This is a genomic window from Pseudonocardia kujensis (assembly GCF_021283305.1).
GTDB classification, from domain to species: Bacteria; Actinomycetota; Actinomycetes; order Mycobacteriales; family Pseudonocardiaceae; genus Pseudonocardia; species Pseudonocardia kujensis.
Genome location: NZ_JAJSOK010000085.1, coordinates 13,368 through 29,865, shown reverse-complemented (window position 1 = coordinate 29,865; position 16,498 = coordinate 13,368). Strand labels below are relative to the sequence as shown.

The following is a 16,498-nucleotide window of genomic DNA, read 5'->3' as shown; positions in this document are numbered from 1 at the left end:
GTCAGCCTCTGCCCCCGCCGCATCGGCGCCATCACCGCCGCTGCGCTCGTCGTCCTGCACCACGAACACGACCGCACAACATGATCAACGGCCTACTGAGAAAGGCTCATTATGGTTCCATAACGCGATATCGGACCCGACCTCAGCGCATTATGGTTCCATAGCGAGATATCGGACCGGACCTGAGCGCATTATGGTTCCATAATGCGAGATCGGGCCTGACCTCAGCGCACTATGGATCCCTGACGTCCCACCCCCAACCGGTGCGCGAGCTCCTCCGCCCGGTCCCGGGCGGCGACGGCGACGAGCCGGTCCCCGGTCGTCGCCGCCGGCCGGACCAGGGCCTCGTCGGCGATCCGGGACGCGCCCAGCAGCCCGATCCGCAGCCCGGTCAGGCCCTCACCTCGCTGACGGCGGCCCGCGCGTAGCCCGCGCCCGTGTACCGGACGGCGACGGTCCGGCCGGTCCGCCAGGACTCGTCCGCGGCTTCGGCGAGGTCGAAGGCGGCGAGCGCGTCGGCCCCCGAGACCCGCACGGGGGAGCGGTCGAGGACCGCTCGGGCGAAGCCGTCGAGCTCGGCGGCGTAGGCCAGCGGGTAGCGCTCCTGGAAGTCGGCGACGAGGTCGCGGCTGGTCAGGCCGGGGGTGCGCCACTCGTAGCCGCGGCGGTAGGGGTTGTCGATGCGTGCGGTGGCGCGGCTGCCCATGACCTCGGTGGAGCACTCGTAGCCGTACCCGGAGGCCCTGCTGTTGTCGATCACGCCGAGCGCGCCGGAGGCGAACCGCAGCACCACGACGGCGGTGTCGACGTCGCCCACGGCCGCGAAGCCCTCCGGGTCGGACACCGCCGCGCCGTGGGCGGTCACCTCGACGACCTCGCCGACGAGCCAGCGGGCGACGTCGAGGTCGTGCACGGTGACGTCGCGGAAGAACCCGCCCGACCCGGCGAGGAACGACGCCGGCGGCGAGGCCATGTCCCGCAGCGAGCTGCGGAAGAGCGCGACCTCGCCCAGCTCGCCCGCCCGGATCCGCTCGGCCACCGCGGCCCAGTCCGGGTCGAAGCGCCGGTGGAAGCCGACCTGGAACTGCACGCCGGCCCGCTCCACCTCCTCGACCGTCTCGACGGTCGTCGCCCGGTCCAGGGCGATCGGCTTCTCACAGAACACGTCCCGGCCCGCCCGCGCGGCGGCGACGGTCATCGAGGCGTGGGTGCCGGTCGGCGTCGCGACGGCGACGGCCTCGGCCGCGGGGTGCGCGAGCAGCTCCTCGAAGCTCGCCGTCCACGGCACGCCGTAGCGCTCGCCCGCCTCCCGGGCGACCGCGGGGTCGGCGTCGAAGACGACGCCCAGCCGGGCGACCGAGCACCGCCCGGCGAGGTTGTCGGCGTGGATGCGGCCCATGCGGCCGAGGCCGGCGAGGCCGATGCGCAGCGTGCTCATGGAGTCCTTTCGGGGCGGGGTGGGCACACGCGTACGGCCGGTCCCCGTCGCGGGGACCGGCCGGGGTCGCGCGCGGTCAGCGCTTGAGCTCGTGGGCCAGCTCGGCGAGCTCCTGACCGCCGGCCATCTCGGCGGTCAGCTGCTCGAGGGAGACCTCGGAGCGCTTCTTGTCCAGCACCCGGCGGCCGAGCTTCAGGATGATGAAGTGGTCGCCGACCATGTAGGCGTGGTGCGGGTTGTGGGTGATGAACACGACGCCCAGGCCGGCGTCGCGGGCGGCGGCGGTGTACTTGAGCACCACGCCGGACTGCTTGACGCCCAGGGCGGCGGTGGGCTCGTCGAGGATCAGCACACGGGCGCCGAAGTACACGGCGCGGGCGATCGCCACACACTGGCGCTGGCCGCCGGACAGGGTGCCGATGGGCTGGTTGATGTCCTTGACGAAGATGCCCATCTTCTTCAGCTCGGAGTCGGCGATCTCGCGCATCGCCGCGATGTCGAGCGGGGCGCCGGGCCAGCGGCCCTTGCGGATCTCGGAGCCGAGGAAGAAGTTGCGCCACACCTCCATCAGCCCGACCACGGCGAGGTCCTGGTACACGGTGGCGATGCCCTGGTCCAGCGACTCGCGGGGGCTGCCGAAGTGCACCTCGGCGCCGTCGACCTTGACCGTGCCCTCGGTGTGCGGGTGCAGCCCGGAGATGATCTTGATGAGGGTGGACTTGCCGGCGCCGTTGTCGCCCAGGACGCAGGTGACCTCCCCGGCGTTGACGGTCAGGTTGACACCCTCGAGGGCGCGGATGGCGCCGTAGGTCTTGCCGACGCCCTCCATCTCGACCAGGGGCGTCCCGACCTCGAGGCTGTGGTCGGCGTGTTCGATGATCGTGTCGGTCATCCGAGTCACATCCTCACTTGCGCCGCGAGGCGGAGTTCTTGACGTACAGGTTGAGCAGGACCGCGAGCAGGAGCATGACGCCCAGGAAGGTCTTGAACCAGTTGGGGTCCCAGCCGGCGTAGACGATGCCCTGGGTGGTCATGCCGAAGATGAACGCGCCGATCGCGGCGCCGATGGCCGAGCCGTAGCCGCCGGTGAGCAGCGCGCCGCCGACGACCGCGGCGACGATGTAGATCAGCTCGTTGCCCACGCCCAGGCCGGCCTGCACGGTGGAGAAGTTGAACAGCAGGTGCTGGCCGAGGAACCAGGCGCAGAACGCGACGCCCATGAACAGGCCGATCTTGACCTTGGCGACCGGGACACCGACCGCGCGGGCGGAGTCCTGGTTGCCGCCGACGGCGAAGATCCAGTTGCCGGTCCTGGTGCGCAGCAGGATCCAGGTGGCGACCAGGGTGAACAGGATCCACCAGAACACCGAGATCTTGACGTTGACGAAGCCGAGGTCGACGTCGGCGGCGAAGATGGCCTTCGCCGAGTCGAAGCCGTCGAGGTCGGAGATGTTCTGGGTGGCCACCGCGCCGGTGAGCAGCTTGGTGACGCCGAGGTTGATGCCCTGCAGCATGAAGAACGTGGACAGGGTGATCAGGAAGCTGGGCAGCTTGGTCTTGATCAGCAGCCAGCCGTTGAGGAAGCCGATGGCCAGGGCGATGACCAGCGACGCGACCGCGCCGACCCAGGCGTTCAGCGAGAACTGGTAGCTGATCATCGACGACGCGAGCGCGGCCGTGGTGACCTGGACGCCGGACGACAGGTCGAACTCGCCGCCGATCATCAGCAGCGCCACGCCGAGGGCGACGATGCCGATGGTCGAGGCGGAGTAGAGGATCGTCGAGAAGGCCTCGGCGGTGCGGAAGGGCGGGGCGATCGCGAAGAAGAACACGAAGATCGCGATCGCCGCGGCGAGGGAGCCGACCTCGGGCCGGGAGAGGATGCGCGCGCCGAGGGAACGCTGCACGCGCACGGGCTCGGCGCCGGTGGAGGGCGTGGACGGGGGCGACGGCGGGGTCGCGACGGGTGAGCTCATCGCTGGACGCTCCTGGATCGGGTCCCGTCCGTGGGGGCCACCTGCCGGCGGCCCCCACGGACGGATCGGGTCAGCGGGTGTTCTTCGCCGCGTACTCGGCGATCTTGCTGATGTTGGTGTTGTCGACGAAGGACGGGCCGGTGAGCACCGGCTTGCCGCCGCCGAGGTCGTTGCCGTTGGTCAGGTTCAGCCACAGCGACTGGACGGCCATGTAACCCTGGACGTAGGGCTGCTGGTCGATCGAGAACTGGATCTGGCCGTTCTGGATGGCCTTGGCCACATCGGCGTTGAGGTCGAAGGTCACGACCTTGGCCTGGCTGCCGGAGTCGGTCTTGGCCTGCAGCGCGGCGAGCGCGATCGGCGCGCCGAGGGTGACGACGTCGGTGATCGACGGGTCCTGCTGGAGCTTGGCCGCGATGGTCTGCTGGACCGAGGGCAGGTCGGCGCCGTTGACCTGCAGGTTCTCGGTGTTCGGCAGGCTCTTCTTGACACCGGCGCAGCGCGCCTCGAGGGCCACCGAGCCCTGCTCCTGGACGACGCAGAGGGCCTTGCCGCCGCCATTCTGCGCGATGCGCTGACCGGCGGTCTGGCCCGCCAGGTCCTCGTCGGAGCCGAAGTACATCGGGATGTCGTACTTCTGGTACTCGTTGATGCCCGAGTTGAACGCCACCGTCGGGATGCCGGCCTTCACGGCCTTCTCGGCCGCCGGGCCGACCTGGTCGGCGTAGGCCAGGGTCACGGCGATGCCGTTGACCTTCGAGTCGATCGCGTTCTGCACCAGCGTGGCCTGCTGGCCGGCGTCCTGGTTGTTCGAGTACTTCAGGTCGACGTTGAGCTCGCCGGCCGCCTGCTCGGCGCCCGCCCGGATCTTGTCCCAGAACGAGTCGCCCGGCTGCTCGTGCGTGATCATCGCGATCGTGTAGCGCTGCGCCGTGGCGTTGGTGTTGGTCTGCTGCGCACCGCCCTGGCTGCTGCAACCGGCCGCGACGAGCGCCGCTCCGGCGAGGGCCGCCACGAGGGCCACGACCCGCTTGCCTGATCGGAACATCCTTGTCCTTCCCGAACTCTCAACGGTGAGTGTGTGGTGCGGTGCTTCTACAGCAACCGGACCGCGGCGTCGACGGCCCCCGAGACGTCGTCATCCGGTGGGTACAACAGGGACCGGCCGACGACCAGCCCCTGCACGGTGGGCAGGGCGAGCGCCTTGCTCCAGGTCGCGAAGGTGGCCTCCTGGTCGGCCGCCACCTCCCCGCCGAGGATCACCGCGGGGAGCGTGGTCGCGGCCATCGCGCGTGCCATGTCCTCCCCGCCGCCCCCGATGATCGGCACCTTCAGCCAGGTGTAGGCCGACGTGGTGCCCAGCCCCGCGGCGACGGTCATCGCCCGGGTCATCGCCTCCACGGTGAGCTCGTTGCGGACCCGTCCGTCGACACGGCGGGACAGGAACGGCTCGACCATGGCCATCAGGCGGCGCCCGGCGAGGCCGGACACCGCACGCCCGCAGGACTCGAGCGTGACGACGCTGGCCGCGTCGTCGGCGTCGATCCGCAGGAGCATCTTGCCGCCCTCGAACCCGGCGGCGGCGATGCTCGCGGGGTCGTAGGCGGTGAACCGGTCGTCGAGCTCGAAGGCGGTGCCGGCGAGGCCCCCGCGGTTCATCGAGCCGACGACGACCTTGTCGTCGAGGGCGCCCAGCAGGAGGAGGTCCTCCAGCACGTCCGGGGTGCCGAGCACGCCGTTGACGCCGGGCCGGGAGAGGGCGAGTGCGAGCCGGTCGAGCAGGTCGGCACGGTCGGCCATCGCCATCGGGCGGTCGCCCGCGGCCAGCGCGCCCCGGGCGGGGTGGTCCGCGGCGACCATCATGAGCCGGCCGTGCTCGCCGAAGGGGGAGGCGGGGCGGCGACGGGCGGCGGCGGCCTCGGCCACGGCGTCGGGACGGCGCGCACGGGTGCGCACGAGGTCCGTCAGGACGGCCTCACGCACCGAGTCTCACGAGCGGCATCGCCACGTGTCCCCTCCGGCAGGCGGCGCCCGGCAACCGTTGCCGGGCGGGTGATCGAATTCGTTGTGACTCCGAACACCGCCCTAGGTGTACGCTCGTCAAGGCTGTACGTCAATGGTTTGTCCTGACATATTTTGTCAGGACATAGAGAGGAGCAGTGGCGCGTGGACCGACAGGCGAACGGAGCGTTGGTCCCGGACGTCACGCTCGACCGGACGAGCCCCGTGCCGCTCTACTACCAGGTCGCGACCCGGCTGCAGCAGCAGATCGAGGAGGGCGACATCCCTGTCGGCTCCCGGCTGGAGAACGAGGTCGAGCTGGCCGACCGGCTCGGCGTCTCCCGGCCGACCATGCGCCGTGCCATCTCCTACCTGGTCGAACGCGGGATGCTCGTGCGCAAGCGCGGCGTGGGCACCCAGGTCGTGCACCCAAAGGTCCGTCGTCCCGTCGAGCTGACGAGCCTCTACGACGACCTGCTGAAGAGCGGTCAGGCGCCGCGCACCGAGATCCGCGAGTTCGAGGTGCGGCCCGCGCCGGACCAGATCGCCGAGGCCCTCGGGATCCCCTTCGGCGCCGAGGTCACCTGGATCGAGCGGCTGCGTTTCGCCGGCGACGAGCCGTTGGCGCTCATGCACAACGCCGTGCCGCTCGACGTGCTCCGGCTGCACCGGGAGGACCTGGAGCGCAACGGGCTCTACGACCTGCTCCGCGGGGCCGGGCACGTGCCGCGCATGGCCAACCAGGTCGTCGGCGCGCGCACGGCGAGCGCGGCGGAGGCGCGCATCCTCGACGAGGCCCGCGGGGCCCCGCTGCTCACCATGACCCGCACCGCCTGGGACGCCGCGGGCAAGGCCGTCGAGTACGGCTCGCACCTCTACCGCGCCAGCCGCTACTCGTTCGAGCTCAACCTCACCAGCTGACGCGGGAAGGTTGAACGCGCAACCAGCGTTGCTCGGGGCATGACGAAGAAGATCGGGTTCCTGTCGTTCGGGCACTGGCAGGACGCGCCCGGGTCGCGGACCCGCTCGGCCGCCGACGCCCTGCTGCAGACCGTCGAGCTGGCCGAGGCGGCGGAGGAGCTCGGCGTCGACGGCGCGTACGTCCGCGTCCACCACTTCGAACGGCAGCTGGCCTCGCCGTTCCCGCTCCTGTCCGCGATCGCCGCGCGCACCCGCCGGATCGAGATCGGCACCGGTGTGATCGACATGCGGTACGAGAACCCGCTGTACATGGCGGAGGAGGCCGCGGCCACCGACCTGATCAGCGGTGGGCGGCTGCAGCTCGGCGTCAGCCGGGGGTCGCCCGAGACCGTGCTCGACGGTGCCGGGGCCTTCGGGTACCGGCCGGGCGACGGGCAGACCGCCGCGGACCTCGCCCGCGCGAAGACCCAGCTGTTCCTCGCCGCGATCGACGGCGCGGCCGTGGCGACCACGGACCCGCAGCGCACCGGCGTGCGCGCCGGGCTGGCGGTCCAGCCGCAGGCGCCGGGACTGCGCGAGCGGATCTGGTGGGGATCGGGCACCCGGGCGACCGCCGTGTGGGCCGCGGAGCAGGGGATGAACCTGCAGAGCTCGACCCTGCTGTCCGAGGACACGGGCGTGCCGTTCGACCGGCTGCAGGCCGAGCAGATCCGGGCCTACCGCGCCGCCTGGGCCGAGCAGGGCCAGACCAGGACGCCGCGGATCTCGGTGTCGCGCAGTGTGTTGCCGGTGACCACCGACCTCGACCGCCGGTACTTCGGGACCCGGGGCGAGGGCGACCAGGTCGGCCTGCTCGAGGGCGTCCGCGCCCGCTTCGGGCGGACCTACGTCGGCGAGCCCGACCGCCTCGCCGCCGAGCTGGCCGAGGACGAGGCGGTCCGCGAGGCCGACACGGTGCTGTTCACGGTGCCGAACCAGCTGGGCGTGGAGTACAACGCGCACCTCCTCGAGACGATCGTGCGGCACATCGCCCCGGCCATCGGCTGGTCGGGTGCCGTCGCCGGAGTTCCTCACCCCTGACGATGTGAGCTGACCCGGCTTCCGAAACAGGCCCGGCGCCGCCACCGTTGACCGTGGAGAACGTTGCTGGAACGTTCAAGAACACGAGGAGCGAGATGAGTGAGCGAGTGCGTGCGCGGCTGCGGCTGCTGCACGACGAGTACGTGGCGGCGGTGAACTTCGCGGTCGAGGAGGGCCGCGAGGACCTGGTGGAGCGGCTGGCCGCCGACTACCCGGACGCCGCGCTGCGGGTCATGGCCGAGTACGACGAGGTTCCGGACGCCGCCTGACCCAGCCGGCACCGCCGCCGGTCACGTTCTTGTGGCCACGCGGTGGTAGGTGCGGCGCCGGGGGCCGGCGGGTGGCAGGCTCGCCGCCGTGCCATCAACCGGAGCGGCACCCGCCCCGACCCGCCGTACGCGGACCGGACGGGCGGCGGCGCTCCTGTGCCTGTCCGCCTGCGTGCTCGCGGCCTGCGCCCAACCGGGCGTGAACCAGCTCGCGGCGGACCCCACCGACCGCACCCCGACGGCCTCCGCGCCCCCCGCACCGGCCCCCGACCAGGCTCCCTCGGCGGCGCTCGCCGCCCGGAGCACGCCGCTGCCGAGCCCCACCGCGACCACCCCGGCCACGCCGGTGCTCGCCGCGGACGACACACAGGCCGGCCTGACCGGCCGGGAGGTGCCCCCCGACGGGAACGGTGACCTCGTCGTCGTGCCCGGCTCGACGCCCGCGCCGGGGCCGGGCCCGGTGCGCACGCTGAGCGTGGCGGTCGAGTCCGGTCTGCCCGTCGACGGCGGGGAGTTCGCGGCGTTCGTGATGACCACGCTGACCGACCCGCGGGGCTGGGGCGCGGGCGGCGTGATGTCCTTCGCCCGCACGGACGGGGAGGCGGACATCCATCTGGTGCTCGCGACGCCGGGCACCACGAACCGGCTCTGCGCACCGCTCGACACGGCGGGCGAGGTGTCCTGCCGCAACCAGGACCTGGTGGTGCTCAACTTCCGCCGCTGGGTGGAGACGACGGCGGAGTACGCCGACAACCCCACGGGCTACCGGCAGTACCTGGTGAACCACGAGGTGGGGCACGCCCTGGGCCACGGGCACGTCGCCTGCCCGGGCCCGGGCCAGCCCGCGCCCGTCATGCAGCAACAGACCCTCGGCCTGCAGGGCTGCACGCAGAACAGCTGGCCGAACCCGTGAGGGGCCGGCCGGGACGTACGCCCCGGCCGGCCCCTCACGTCCCTGCGGTCAGGTCCCGCCCGGGGCCGCCGGGATCCCGTTGGGCGGCACGGGGGTCTCCCCGTTCGTCGCGTCGGTGATCGGGGCGTCGCCGTTGTCGGTGACCCGGACCGGCCCCAGCGCGGTCGTGCTGTCGCCGGTCACCCGGACGACCTTCGCGCCGGAGATGCCGCTGTGCTTGTCCGCGGTGAACCGGTAGGGCGCCGCCCACGGGCCCGCGAACCGGGTGCCGCCCTTCTCGATCGCCTGGACCAGGCCCTCGCGGGTCGGGTTCGGCCCGGCGGCGAGCAGCGCCTGGACGAACGCGTAGCCCTGCGACATCCCGAAGATCCGGAAGTTGGTGAGCGCGCCGCCGTCGCCGTGCGCCTTCCAGATCGCGTCGAACTGCGCGGTCCATGCGTCCGACGGGTTGTCGGCGCGCGGCAGGTACTCGTCGGTGATCATCCCGTCGAGCAGGGCCGCGTCGGTCACCTGGCCCTGCGAGAACCGGCCCAGCAGCGACCCGACGAGGACCGGGTCGGCGCCGATGTTGCTGTAGACCCACTGTGGCCTGTAGTTGAGCTTCAGGCCCTGCAGCTGGGTGAGCGCCGTGTAGGAGGGCACGTTGAAGCCGATGACGAGATCGGCGTTCGCGGCCTGCAGCGCCGACATCTGGGGTCCGATGTCGGTGTTGCCCGGGGTGTAGCGCTGCACCGACACGATCTGCTTGTCGAGGTACCGGCGGATGCCCCGCTCGGCGTCCTCCCCGACGTCGTCGTTCTGCAGGAACAGCCCGACCCTGGCCTGCGGGAAGGTCGTCGCGACGTGGTCGGCGAGGATCTTCGCCTCGATCTCGTAGTCCGGCTGCCAACCGAAGGTCGTCGGGTACTTCCGGGGCTGGTCCCACAGCAGGGAGCCGGAGGAGACGAAGAGGTCCGGCACGCCCTCGGCGCCGAGGAAGTCCAGCACGGCGCCGTGGGTCGGCGTGCCCAGCCCGCCCAGGATCGCGAAGACCTGGTCCTGCAGCACCAGCTCGTTGACGACCTGGCTGGTCTGCGTGGGGTTGTAGGCGTCGTCGCGGAAGACATAGTCGATCTTCCGACCGTTGACGCCGCCGTGCGCGTTGACCCAGTCGAAGTAGGCCTTGGTCCCGGTCGGGATCTCGCTGTAGCCCGGGGCGGCGACGCCGGTGAGCGGGAAGTGCGAGCCCACCTTCACCGAGTCGGCGGTGATGCCGACCGTCGAGCCCCCGCTCGCCGCACCGCCGCCCGACCCGGGGTCCGGCCGGCCGCCCGCCCCGCACCCCGCGAGCGCCAGGACGGCGCCGAGGGCGAGGGCCGTCAGCGCCCGCACCCGCCTCGATCTGCGCATCAGGACCTCCCTGTCCTCTCCTCCGGCGCACCGGCCGGAGCGGTCGTGCGTGCGTGCCACCGGGCCCGCACGGTCCCCACCACGCCGCCGGGCGCGAGCAGGATGACGAGGATGAGCACCGCGCCGTAGACGAACGGCGCCAGCTGCGCGGCCTGCACGTCGGTGAGCCCGGCCGAGGCGCCGAGGTCGGTCACCGCGGGCGGCAGGAACACCAGCAGCGCGCTGCCCAGCACGGCACCGAGGAGGCTGCCGAGCCCGCCCACGACCACGGCCGTGAGCAGCGAGATCGACAGCACGATGGTGAACCCGGTCGGCGCGGCGAGGCGGACGACGACGCCGAGCACGCCGCCCGCGAGGCCTGCGCAGGCGGCGCTGACGGCGAAGGCCAGCACCCGGACCCGGCTCAGCCGGACGCCGGCCAGCTCGGCGGCCACCTCGTCGTCGCGCACGGCCTTCCAGATCCGCCCGATCCGGCTCGCGGTCAGGTTGGCGAGCAGCAGGAAGGCCACGATCGCCACCAGCCAGCCGACGTAGGCGAGGTACTTGGCGCTGCTGGTCTCGTTGGCGGACAGGAAGTACACGGCGTCGGCGAACCAGTCCGGCGGGCGCGGGGACGGGACCGGCAGGCCCTGCTCGCCCCCGAGCGCCTCGTCGAAGTGGATCGCGAGCCCGGGCAGGGCGACGGCGAACGCCAGGGTCGCGCCGGCCAGGTACGGGCCCTTGAGCCGGGCGGCCGCGGCGCCGACGAGCACGCCGACCAGCGCGGTGACGCCCGCCGCGATCACCAGCACCAGCAGGAGCGGGACGTCGGCGGGCAGCAGCAGGCCGGTGGTGTAGGCGCCGACGGCCATCAGCGCCCCGTGGCCCAGTGAGATCTGGCCGTTGAGCCCGGTGAGCACGGTCAGCCCGGCCGCGGCGACCGCGTAGTACGACATCGTGGCGAACTGGGAGTTCCGGAACGGCCCGGTCAGCTCGAGCACCAGCACCACGACGACCAGGGCCAGCAGCGCCAGCGCGGCGTGCCGGGCGAAGGTCGCCCTCGGCCGGAGCCGCGCCGCGAGGCCCGACCAGCGACCCGGTTCCCGCCCGGACCGGGACGCGGTGCCCGCCTGCTCGGTGGGCCGTACCGGCGCGGCCATCAGACCCTCCGCGCCGCGGTGCGGGCGAACAGACCCTGCGGCCGGACCAGCAGCACCGCCACCAGCACGGCGAGTGCGGCCAGCGGGACCAGGTCGCTGCCGACGTAGCCGGTGACCAGCGCCAGGATCACGCCCATGGCCAGCCCGCCGACCACGGCGCCGCCGGGGGAGTCGAGCCCGCCCAGCACCGCGGCCACGAAGCCGTTGACGATCACGGTGTCCATGTACGCCGGCCACACGAGGCTGCCGCCCGCGATCAGTACGCCGGCCAGCGAGCCGACCAACGCGGCGAGCGCCCAGCCGAGGGTCAGCATCCGGCCGACCGGCACGCCGAGCAGCCGGGCCACCTCGCCGTCGAAGGCTGAGGCGCGCATCCGCAGGCCGACGTCGGTGAACCGGAAGAGCGCGACCAGGCCGAGCAGGACCACGGCGACGGCGCCGACGGTGATCAGCATGCTCGGGGTGAGCGCGATCGTCACGCTGCCGAGGGCGAAGCCCTCCAGCCCGGCCGGGGCCGGGAAGGAGCGGAACTGGGCGCCGAAGAGGATCGCCGCCAGGGCCTGCAGGGCCACGAACAGGCCGAGGGTCACGATGACGGCGCCGAGCTCGTTGTGCGGCCCGACCCGGCGCACGACCACGCGCTCGACGCCGGCGCCCAGCACCAGCCCGGCCGCGAGGGCGGTGAGCAGGCCGACCCACCAGCTCCCGGTGGACTCGACGACCAGCAGCGCCAGGTACGTGGTGAAGGCGGCCATCGCGCCCTGGGCGAAGTTCACCACCCGGGTCGCCCGCCAGATCAGCACCAGGGCCAGCGCGAACGCGGCGTACACCGCGCCCTGGCCGAGGCCGGTGAGCAGGGTGTTCACGAACTGCAGCACGGGTCTCCTCCCGTTCGTGCTCGGTCGCCGGGGCCGGTCAGAAGCCCAGGTAGGCGTGCCGGAGGGCGTCGTCGGCGGCGAGCTCGGCGGCCGGGGCGCTCGCCACGACCCGGCCGAGGTTGAGCACCACCCCGAGGTCGGCCACGGACAGCGCGCTGCGGGCGTTCTGCTCCACGAGGAGCACCGCGAGGCGGGACCCCTCGACCCGCTCGCGGAGCAGCTCGAAGATCTGGGAGACGACCCGCGGCGCCAGGCCCAGCGAAGGCTCGTCGAGCAGCAGGACGTCGGGGCCACAGGCCAGCGCGCGCCCGATGACGAGCATCTGCCGCTCGCCGCCGGAGAGGGTGTGCGCGTCCCGTCGCCGGCGCTCGGCCAACGGCGGGAACATGGCGTAGACGTCGTCGATCGCGGTGTCGGTTCGCCCGCGGGCCTTGCCCAGCAGCGCGCCGAGCCGCAGGTTCTCCTCCACGGTGAGCTCGGTGACCACGCCGCGCCCCTCGGGGACGTGCGCGATCCCGGCACGGGCGATCCGCTCCGGGGCCGCCCCGGTGAGGTCGACGTCGCCGGCGTGCACGCTCCCCGACCGCGCCGGCACCAGGCCGGAGACGGTGCGCAGCAACGTGGTCTTGCCGGCGCCGTTGGCTCCCAGCACGGCGGTGATACGACCCGGCCCGGCCGTGACGTCGACGCCGTCGAGCGCGGTGACGGGGCCGTAGCCCGCGGTCAGCCCGGTCACCCGCAGGGCCGCGGTGGTGGCGGGCGGGCTCATCGGTGGGCCTCCTCGCCGAGGTAGGCCGCGACGACGGCGGGATCGTCGCGGACCGTGTCGGGCGGGCCCTCCGCGACCACCTTCCCGAAGTCCAGCACGGTGATCCGGTCGCACACGCTCATCACGAGGTCCATGTGGTGCTCGACCAGCACCACGGCCGTCCGGCCGGCCAGCCCGCGAAGCAGCGCGCCCAGCTCGTCCATCTCGTCGCCGCCCAGCCCGCTGGCGGGCTCGTCGAGCAGCAGGAGCTCGGGCTCGGCGACCAGCGCCCGGGCCAGCGCGACCCGTTTCTGCACGGGATACGGCAGGCTGCCGGGCAACCGGTCGGCGTGGTGCACCGCGCCCAGCTCGTCGAGCGCGGCGAGGGCGCGCTCGCGCAGCGCCCGCTCGTCGCGGTCGGAGCGGCGCAGCGCGAGCAGCCCGGACAGGAACCCGGCGCGGCGGTGCCGATCCGCCCCGACCATGACGTTCTCGGCCACGGTGAGCCCGCGGAAGAGCCCGACGCCCTGGAGCGTGCGCGCGATCCCCATGCCCGCCAGCTGGTGCGGGCGCAGCCGGCGCACCGGGGCGCCGTGCCAGCGCAGCGCCCCGGAGTCGGGGCGGACGAACCCGCAGCAGACGTTGAACAGGGTCGTCTTGCCCGCGCCGTTCGGGCCGATCACGCCGTGCACGCCGCGCGGCGGCACGGTAAGCGACACCCGGTCCAGGGCGACGAGCCCGCCGAACCGCACCGAGACGTCGTCGACGGCGAAGAGGACCGCGTCCCCGGCGGCGGACGGACCGCGGTCGGCGGCGTGGTCGGCGGGGGGAGCGGTCACGGGCGGGCCTCCCGGGCTGCGACGGCGATGTCGGGACGGGGTGCGACGGGGATCCGGTGACCGGCGGTAGCGGATCACTCGGACGGGACCAGATTGGGCGCCGCGACCAGCGAAGGCCATGGGCGCGGCGCCCAGGATCCGTGTCCGAATGCTGGGCGGAACGCCCGAATGGGTGGACGGCCCGTTGTGACCTGTTGCACAGTGATCTGGTGCGTCCCGTCGACGAGGAGCGGCGCGCCCCGGGTCGCCCCGCCGACCGCCCCCGGACCGGCCGAGACCTGGACCCGGCCGCCGACGAGGCGCTCCGGGTGCTGGGGGCCGCGCTGTTCGACGACCTCGACGCCCTCGCGGACCGGCTCGCCCTGCGCATCCTGCGGCACGAGCGCTGCTACCTGGAGCTGGACCTGGTCGACGAGCTGCGCCAGGCCTGCCGGGTGAACCTGTTGCGCGGCATCGAGGTGCTTGCCGACGTCGTGCCCGACGGGGTCGACCCCGGGGACACCACCCGGGAGACCGGGCGGCGGCGGGCGCGGCAGGGCGTCCCGCTCGAGGCCGTGCTGCACGCCTACCGGCTCGGCTGCCGGATCCTGTGGGACGCGCTGCGCACGGCCTCCAGGGCCCGATTCGGCGGCGCCCACGACCCCGGCCTGCTCGACGCGGCCGGGTTCGTCCTGCGCACCAACGACGGCAGCTCCGCCGCGCTCGTCGACGCCTACCGGCACGAGGAGCACCGGATGCGGGGCCAGGACCTCGGCCGCCGCCGCGCCGTGCTCGACGCGCTGCTGGCCGGCCGGGGTCGCGACCCGGGCTTCGCGCGCGACGCCGCGGCGATCCTGGGCCTGCCGTCCGGCGGGCCGGTGCTGTGCGTCGTCGGCGGGATCGAGCGGGCCGGGTGCGACCCCCTGCGGGACCCGCACGAGACCCTGGCCGCGCACCGGATCGCCTCGTTCTGGATGCTGCGCGAGGACGAGCTGGTGGGGCTCGTCGCGCCGTCGGCGCGGCGGGCCGCGGAGGTGCCCGGGATCCTGGAGTCGCAGGTCGCGGGCAGGGTGGGGCTCTCCGCCGCCGTCGCGGACCTCGGCGCGGCCGACGGCCGCCTACCGGATGGCCCGGACCGCGCTGCGGACCCTGACCGGGCCCGGGCTCGCGGTGCTCGACGACCGGCTGCCCGAGGCCCTGCTCGCCGACAGCCCCGAGCTGCTCCCGCGGGTCCTCGACGCCGGGCTCGGCGGGCTCCCCGCCCTCCCCGAGGCGGACCGCGCGGTCCTGCTCGAGACGTTGGAGGCCCTTCTGGCGCACGGTGGCTCGCCGACGCACGCGGCGCAGGCGCTGTTCTGCCACCGCAACACGGTGATCTACCGGATGCGCCGGATCGAGGCCGTCACGGGGCGGCGGATCGCCGATCCCCGCGACCGCCTGCTGCTCAGCCTGGGCGTGATGGCGGCGCGCACCGCCGCGGCGGTCCCGGACCCGCCCGTGGCCGGTCCCGACCAGGAGGCGGACACCCGGGCGCGGTGAGCCGTTCACCCGCGCGCCGCCCGGCGTCCCCCCGCCGCTCACCCGGGCGCGATGGAGTGCTCCGATGCGTCTGGCGGTCCTCGACCTCGTCGGCACCACGATCGCCGACGGCGGCCTGGTGCTCGACGCGGTCCGCCGCGGCCTCGTGTCGGTCGGCGTGCCCGTCGCGGGCCCGCGGTACCCGGCGCTGCAGCGGCAGGCCCGGGCGACGACCGACCGGCCGGTCCTGCGGGTCTTCGCCGACCTGCTCGACGGCGACCTGCGCCGGGCGCGGCTGGCCACCGACGCCTACGAGGCCCACCTGCGGGACGCGGCCGAACGGGGCCGGGTGCGCGAGGTCCCGGGGGCCGGCGCGGCGATCACCGCCCTCCGCGAGGCCGGGACCAGGGTGGCGCTGGTCGGCGGGGTGGGGGCGGAGACACGGGACGCGCTCGTCGCCCGGGCCGGCCTGGCGGTCGACCTGCTGTTCGCGCCGGCCGACGTCGGCGGGCGCGGGTGGCCCGAACCGGACCTGGTGCTGGCGGCGGTGAGGAAGGTCGACGCCGAGCCCGCGGACTGCGTCGTCGTGGCGGACTCGACGGCGGGCATGGCCGCCGCGGCGCGGGCGGGCGCCGGGCTGGCACTCGGGGTGCAGAGCGGGGCGCACTCGCCCGCGCGGCTACGCGCGGCGGGCGCCCACGACGTCCTCGAGACGGTCGTGGAGCTCCCGGCGCGGCTCGGCCTGCCGCAGCCGCCGCCGGCGCAGCGGCGCGGCCCGTCGGTCGACGGTCAGCTGGTCTCCTCGGACTCGCTGGCCACCGGCGGGGTGAGCCCGTAGTTGCCCCGGTAGAAGAGCAGCGGCAGGCGGGTGGCGTCGGCGCCGAGGTCCGACACCCGGCCGAGGACGATCGTGTGGTCGCCGCCGTCGTGCTCGTTCCAGAGGGTGCAGTCGATCCAGGCGCTCACGCCCTCGAGCACGGGGGAGCCGGAGGGGGCGGGGGACCACCTCACACCGGCGAACTTGTCCGTGCCGGAGCGGGCGAACCCGTTGCTGTACTCCTGGTGGTCCTCCGCGAGCACGTTGACGCAGAAGGAGCCGACCTCGCGGATCCGCGGCCACGTGGAGGAGGTGCGGGCGGGGGAGAAGGAGATCAGCGGCGGGTCCAGCGACAGCGAGGCGAACGACTGGCAGGTGAAGCCCAGCGGCCCGTCCGGCCCCTGTGCGGTGATCACCACGACGCCGGACACGAAGTGCCCCAGCACGTCGCGCATCGCCTCGGGGGTCACCGGCTGGGGAGTCTCCGTCGTACTCGGCATGCCCCGAGCCTAGGCAGCGATCGGCCGGATCTCCATGCCTCGCGGGAGGGCGGTGTGACACACCCCGCGGGGCGGCGGGCTGAGATCCACCGA

Annotated in this window: 17 protein-coding genes and 1 pseudogene; 7 read left to right on the top strand and 11 right to left on the bottom strand. The window is 73.7% G+C overall.

Features of this window, described 5'->3' with window-relative positions; translation table 11 throughout:
* Positions 1-391: 391 nt before the first annotated feature.
* The 5 genes from LWC35_RS34710 to LWC35_RS34690 form a co-directional block, all read right to left on the bottom strand.
* Positions 392-1,438: a Gfo/Idh/MocA family protein gene (locus LWC35_RS34710; RefSeq protein ID WP_232874736.1), complete on the bottom strand. Its 1,047-nt coding sequence runs from the start codon at positions 1,436-1,438 to the stop codon at positions 392-394.
* Between the two features lie 76 nt (positions 1,439-1,514).
* Positions 1,515-2,330: an ATP-binding cassette domain-containing protein gene (locus LWC35_RS34705; RefSeq protein ID WP_232874735.1), complete on the bottom strand. Its 816-nt coding sequence runs from the start codon at positions 2,328-2,330 to the stop codon at positions 1,515-1,517.
* Between the two features lie 13 nt (positions 2,331-2,343).
* On the bottom strand, positions 2,344-3,414 hold the full coding sequence (locus LWC35_RS34700; protein ID WP_232874734.1) for an ABC transporter permease: 1,071 nt from the start codon (positions 3,412-3,414) through the stop codon (positions 2,344-2,346).
* A 70-nt stretch (positions 3,415-3,484) separates the two neighbouring features.
* Positions 3,485-4,462: a substrate-binding domain-containing protein gene (locus tag LWC35_RS34695; protein WP_232874733.1), complete on the bottom strand. Its 978-nt coding sequence runs from the start codon at positions 4,460-4,462 to the stop codon at positions 3,485-3,487.
* Positions 4,463-4,509: 47 nt separating this feature from the next.
* A complete protein-coding gene (locus LWC35_RS34690; RefSeq protein WP_232874732.1) occupies positions 4,510-5,397 on the bottom strand; it encodes a Cgl0159 family (beta/alpha)8-fold protein in 888 nt (295 codons plus the stop codon).
* A gap of 183 nt (positions 5,398-5,580) precedes the next feature.
* Here LWC35_RS34690 and LWC35_RS34685 point away from each other — a divergent pair, with 183 nt between their 5' ends.
* From LWC35_RS34685 to LWC35_RS34670, 4 genes are all read left to right on the top strand, one after another.
* Positions 5,581-6,336 carry a GntR family transcriptional regulator gene (locus LWC35_RS34685; RefSeq protein ID WP_308194737.1) on the top strand — a complete coding sequence of 252 codons (756 nt, stop codon included), beginning with the start codon at positions 5,581-5,583 and terminating at the stop codon, positions 6,334-6,336.
* 39 nt (positions 6,337-6,375) lie between these two features.
* The gene (locus tag LWC35_RS34680) at positions 6,376-7,416 is read left to right on the top strand and encodes an LLM class flavin-dependent oxidoreductase (protein WP_232874731.1); all 1,041 of its coding nucleotides are present in this window, start codon (positions 6,376-6,378) and stop codon (positions 7,414-7,416) included.
* A 95-nt stretch (positions 7,417-7,511) separates the two neighbouring features.
* On the top strand, positions 7,512-7,685 hold the full coding sequence (locus LWC35_RS34675; protein WP_232874730.1) for a hypothetical protein: 174 nt from the start codon (positions 7,512-7,514) through the stop codon (positions 7,683-7,685).
* Between the two features lie 88 nt (positions 7,686-7,773).
* Positions 7,774-8,598, top strand: a complete 825-nt coding sequence (locus LWC35_RS34670; protein ID WP_308194736.1) for a DUF3152 domain-containing protein — start codon at positions 7,774-7,776, stop codon at positions 8,596-8,598.
* A gap of 48 nt (positions 8,599-8,646) precedes the next feature.
* On the opposite strand, the gene LWC35_RS34665 is transcribed toward LWC35_RS34670, so the two are convergent.
* Genes LWC35_RS34665 through LWC35_RS34645 form a run of 5 tightly spaced genes read right to left on the bottom strand, consistent with a single transcriptional unit; the run spans position 8,647 to position 13,591 of the window.
* A complete protein-coding gene (locus tag LWC35_RS34665) occupies positions 8,647-9,987 on the bottom strand; it encodes an ABC transporter substrate-binding protein (protein ID WP_232874729.1) in 1,341 nt (446 codons plus the stop codon).
* The gene (locus tag LWC35_RS34660; RefSeq protein WP_232874728.1) at positions 9,987-11,126 is read right to left on the bottom strand and encodes a branched-chain amino acid ABC transporter permease; all 1,140 of its coding nucleotides are present in this window, start codon (positions 11,124-11,126) and stop codon (positions 9,987-9,989) included. Before LWC35_RS34660 ends, LWC35_RS34665 begins: the two co-directional genes overlap by 1 nt.
* Positions 11,126-12,004: a branched-chain amino acid ABC transporter permease gene (locus LWC35_RS34655; RefSeq protein WP_232874727.1), complete on the bottom strand. Its 879-nt coding sequence runs from the start codon at positions 12,002-12,004 to the stop codon at positions 11,126-11,128. The genes LWC35_RS34660 and LWC35_RS34655 overlap by 1 nt, the downstream gene beginning before the upstream one ends.
* A gap of 37 nt (positions 12,005-12,041) precedes the next feature.
* Positions 12,042-12,773 carry an ABC transporter ATP-binding protein gene (locus LWC35_RS34650; protein ID WP_232874726.1) on the bottom strand — a complete coding sequence of 244 codons (732 nt, stop codon included), beginning with the start codon at positions 12,771-12,773 and terminating at the stop codon, positions 12,042-12,044.
* Positions 12,770-13,591, bottom strand: a complete 822-nt coding sequence (locus LWC35_RS34645) for an ABC transporter ATP-binding protein (RefSeq protein WP_372463158.1) — start codon at positions 13,589-13,591, stop codon at positions 12,770-12,772. Before LWC35_RS34645 ends, LWC35_RS34650 begins: the two co-directional genes overlap by 4 nt.
* Before the next feature lie 56 nt (positions 13,592-13,647).
* Between LWC35_RS34645 and LWC35_RS41285 the strand changes: the two are divergent.
* The 3 genes and pseudogenes from LWC35_RS41285 to LWC35_RS34630 form a co-directional block, all read left to right on the top strand.
* A pseudogene (locus tag LWC35_RS41285) lies at positions 13,648-14,613 on the top strand (RsbRD N-terminal domain-containing protein); the annotation flags it as partial.
* 82 nt (positions 14,614-14,695) lie between these two features.
* Positions 14,696-15,109 (top strand): helix-turn-helix domain-containing protein, encoded by a 414-nt coding sequence (locus LWC35_RS34635; protein ID WP_232874725.1) that lies wholly within the window; start codon positions 14,696-14,698, stop codon positions 15,107-15,109.
* Positions 15,110-15,173: 64 nt separating this feature from the next.
* Positions 15,174-15,926 (top strand): HAD family hydrolase, encoded by a 753-nt coding sequence (locus tag LWC35_RS34630; RefSeq protein ID WP_232874724.1) that lies wholly within the window; start codon positions 15,174-15,176, stop codon positions 15,924-15,926.
* Here the strand turns inward: LWC35_RS34630 and LWC35_RS34625 are convergent.
* A complete protein-coding gene (locus tag LWC35_RS34625; protein ID WP_232874723.1) occupies positions 15,878-16,405 on the bottom strand; it encodes a flavin reductase family protein in 528 nt (175 codons plus the stop codon). The genes LWC35_RS34630 and LWC35_RS34625 overlap by 49 nt on opposite strands.
* Positions 16,406-16,498 lie beyond the last annotated feature (93 nt).

Bases quoted from the DNA above. Each gene is read 5' to 3' on its own strand.
- LWC35_RS34710 (WP_232874736.1), bottom strand. From the start codon at position 1,438: ATGAGCACGCTGCGCATCGGCCTCGCCGGCCTCGGCCGCATGGGCCGC.
- LWC35_RS34705 (WP_232874735.1), bottom strand. From the start codon at position 2,330: ATGACCGACACGATCATCGAACACGCCGACCACAGCCTCGAGGTCGGG.
- LWC35_RS34700 (WP_232874734.1), bottom strand. From the start codon at position 3,414: ATGAGCTCACCCGTCGCGACCCCGCCGTCGCCCCCGTCCACGCCCTCC.
- LWC35_RS34695 (WP_232874733.1), bottom strand. From the start codon at position 4,462: ATGTTCCGATCAGGCAAGCGGGTCGTGGCCCTCGTGGCGGCCCTCGCC.
- LWC35_RS34680 (WP_232874731.1), top strand. From the start codon at position 6,376: ATGACGAAGAAGATCGGGTTCCTGTCGTTCGGGCACTGGCAGGACGCG.
- LWC35_RS34675 (WP_232874730.1), top strand. From the start codon at position 7,512: ATGAGTGAGCGAGTGCGTGCGCGGCTGCGGCTGCTGCACGACGAGTAC.
- LWC35_RS34665 (WP_232874729.1), bottom strand. From the start codon at position 9,987: ATGCGCAGATCGAGGCGGGTGCGGGCGCTGACGGCCCTCGCCCTCGGC.
- LWC35_RS34660 (WP_232874728.1), bottom strand. From the start codon at position 11,126: ATGGCCGCGCCGGTACGGCCCACCGAGCAGGCGGGCACCGCGTCCCGG.
- LWC35_RS34650 (WP_232874726.1), bottom strand. From the start codon at position 12,773: ATGAGCCCGCCCGCCACCACCGCGGCCCTGCGGGTGACCGGGCTGACC.
- LWC35_RS34635 (WP_232874725.1), top strand. From the start codon at position 14,696: ATGGCCCGGACCGCGCTGCGGACCCTGACCGGGCCCGGGCTCGCGGTG.
- LWC35_RS34630 (WP_232874724.1), top strand. From the start codon at position 15,174: ATGCGTCTGGCGGTCCTCGACCTCGTCGGCACCACGATCGCCGACGGC.
- LWC35_RS34625 (WP_232874723.1), bottom strand. From the start codon at position 16,405: ATGCCGAGTACGACGGAGACTCCCCAGCCGGTGACCCCCGAGGCGATG.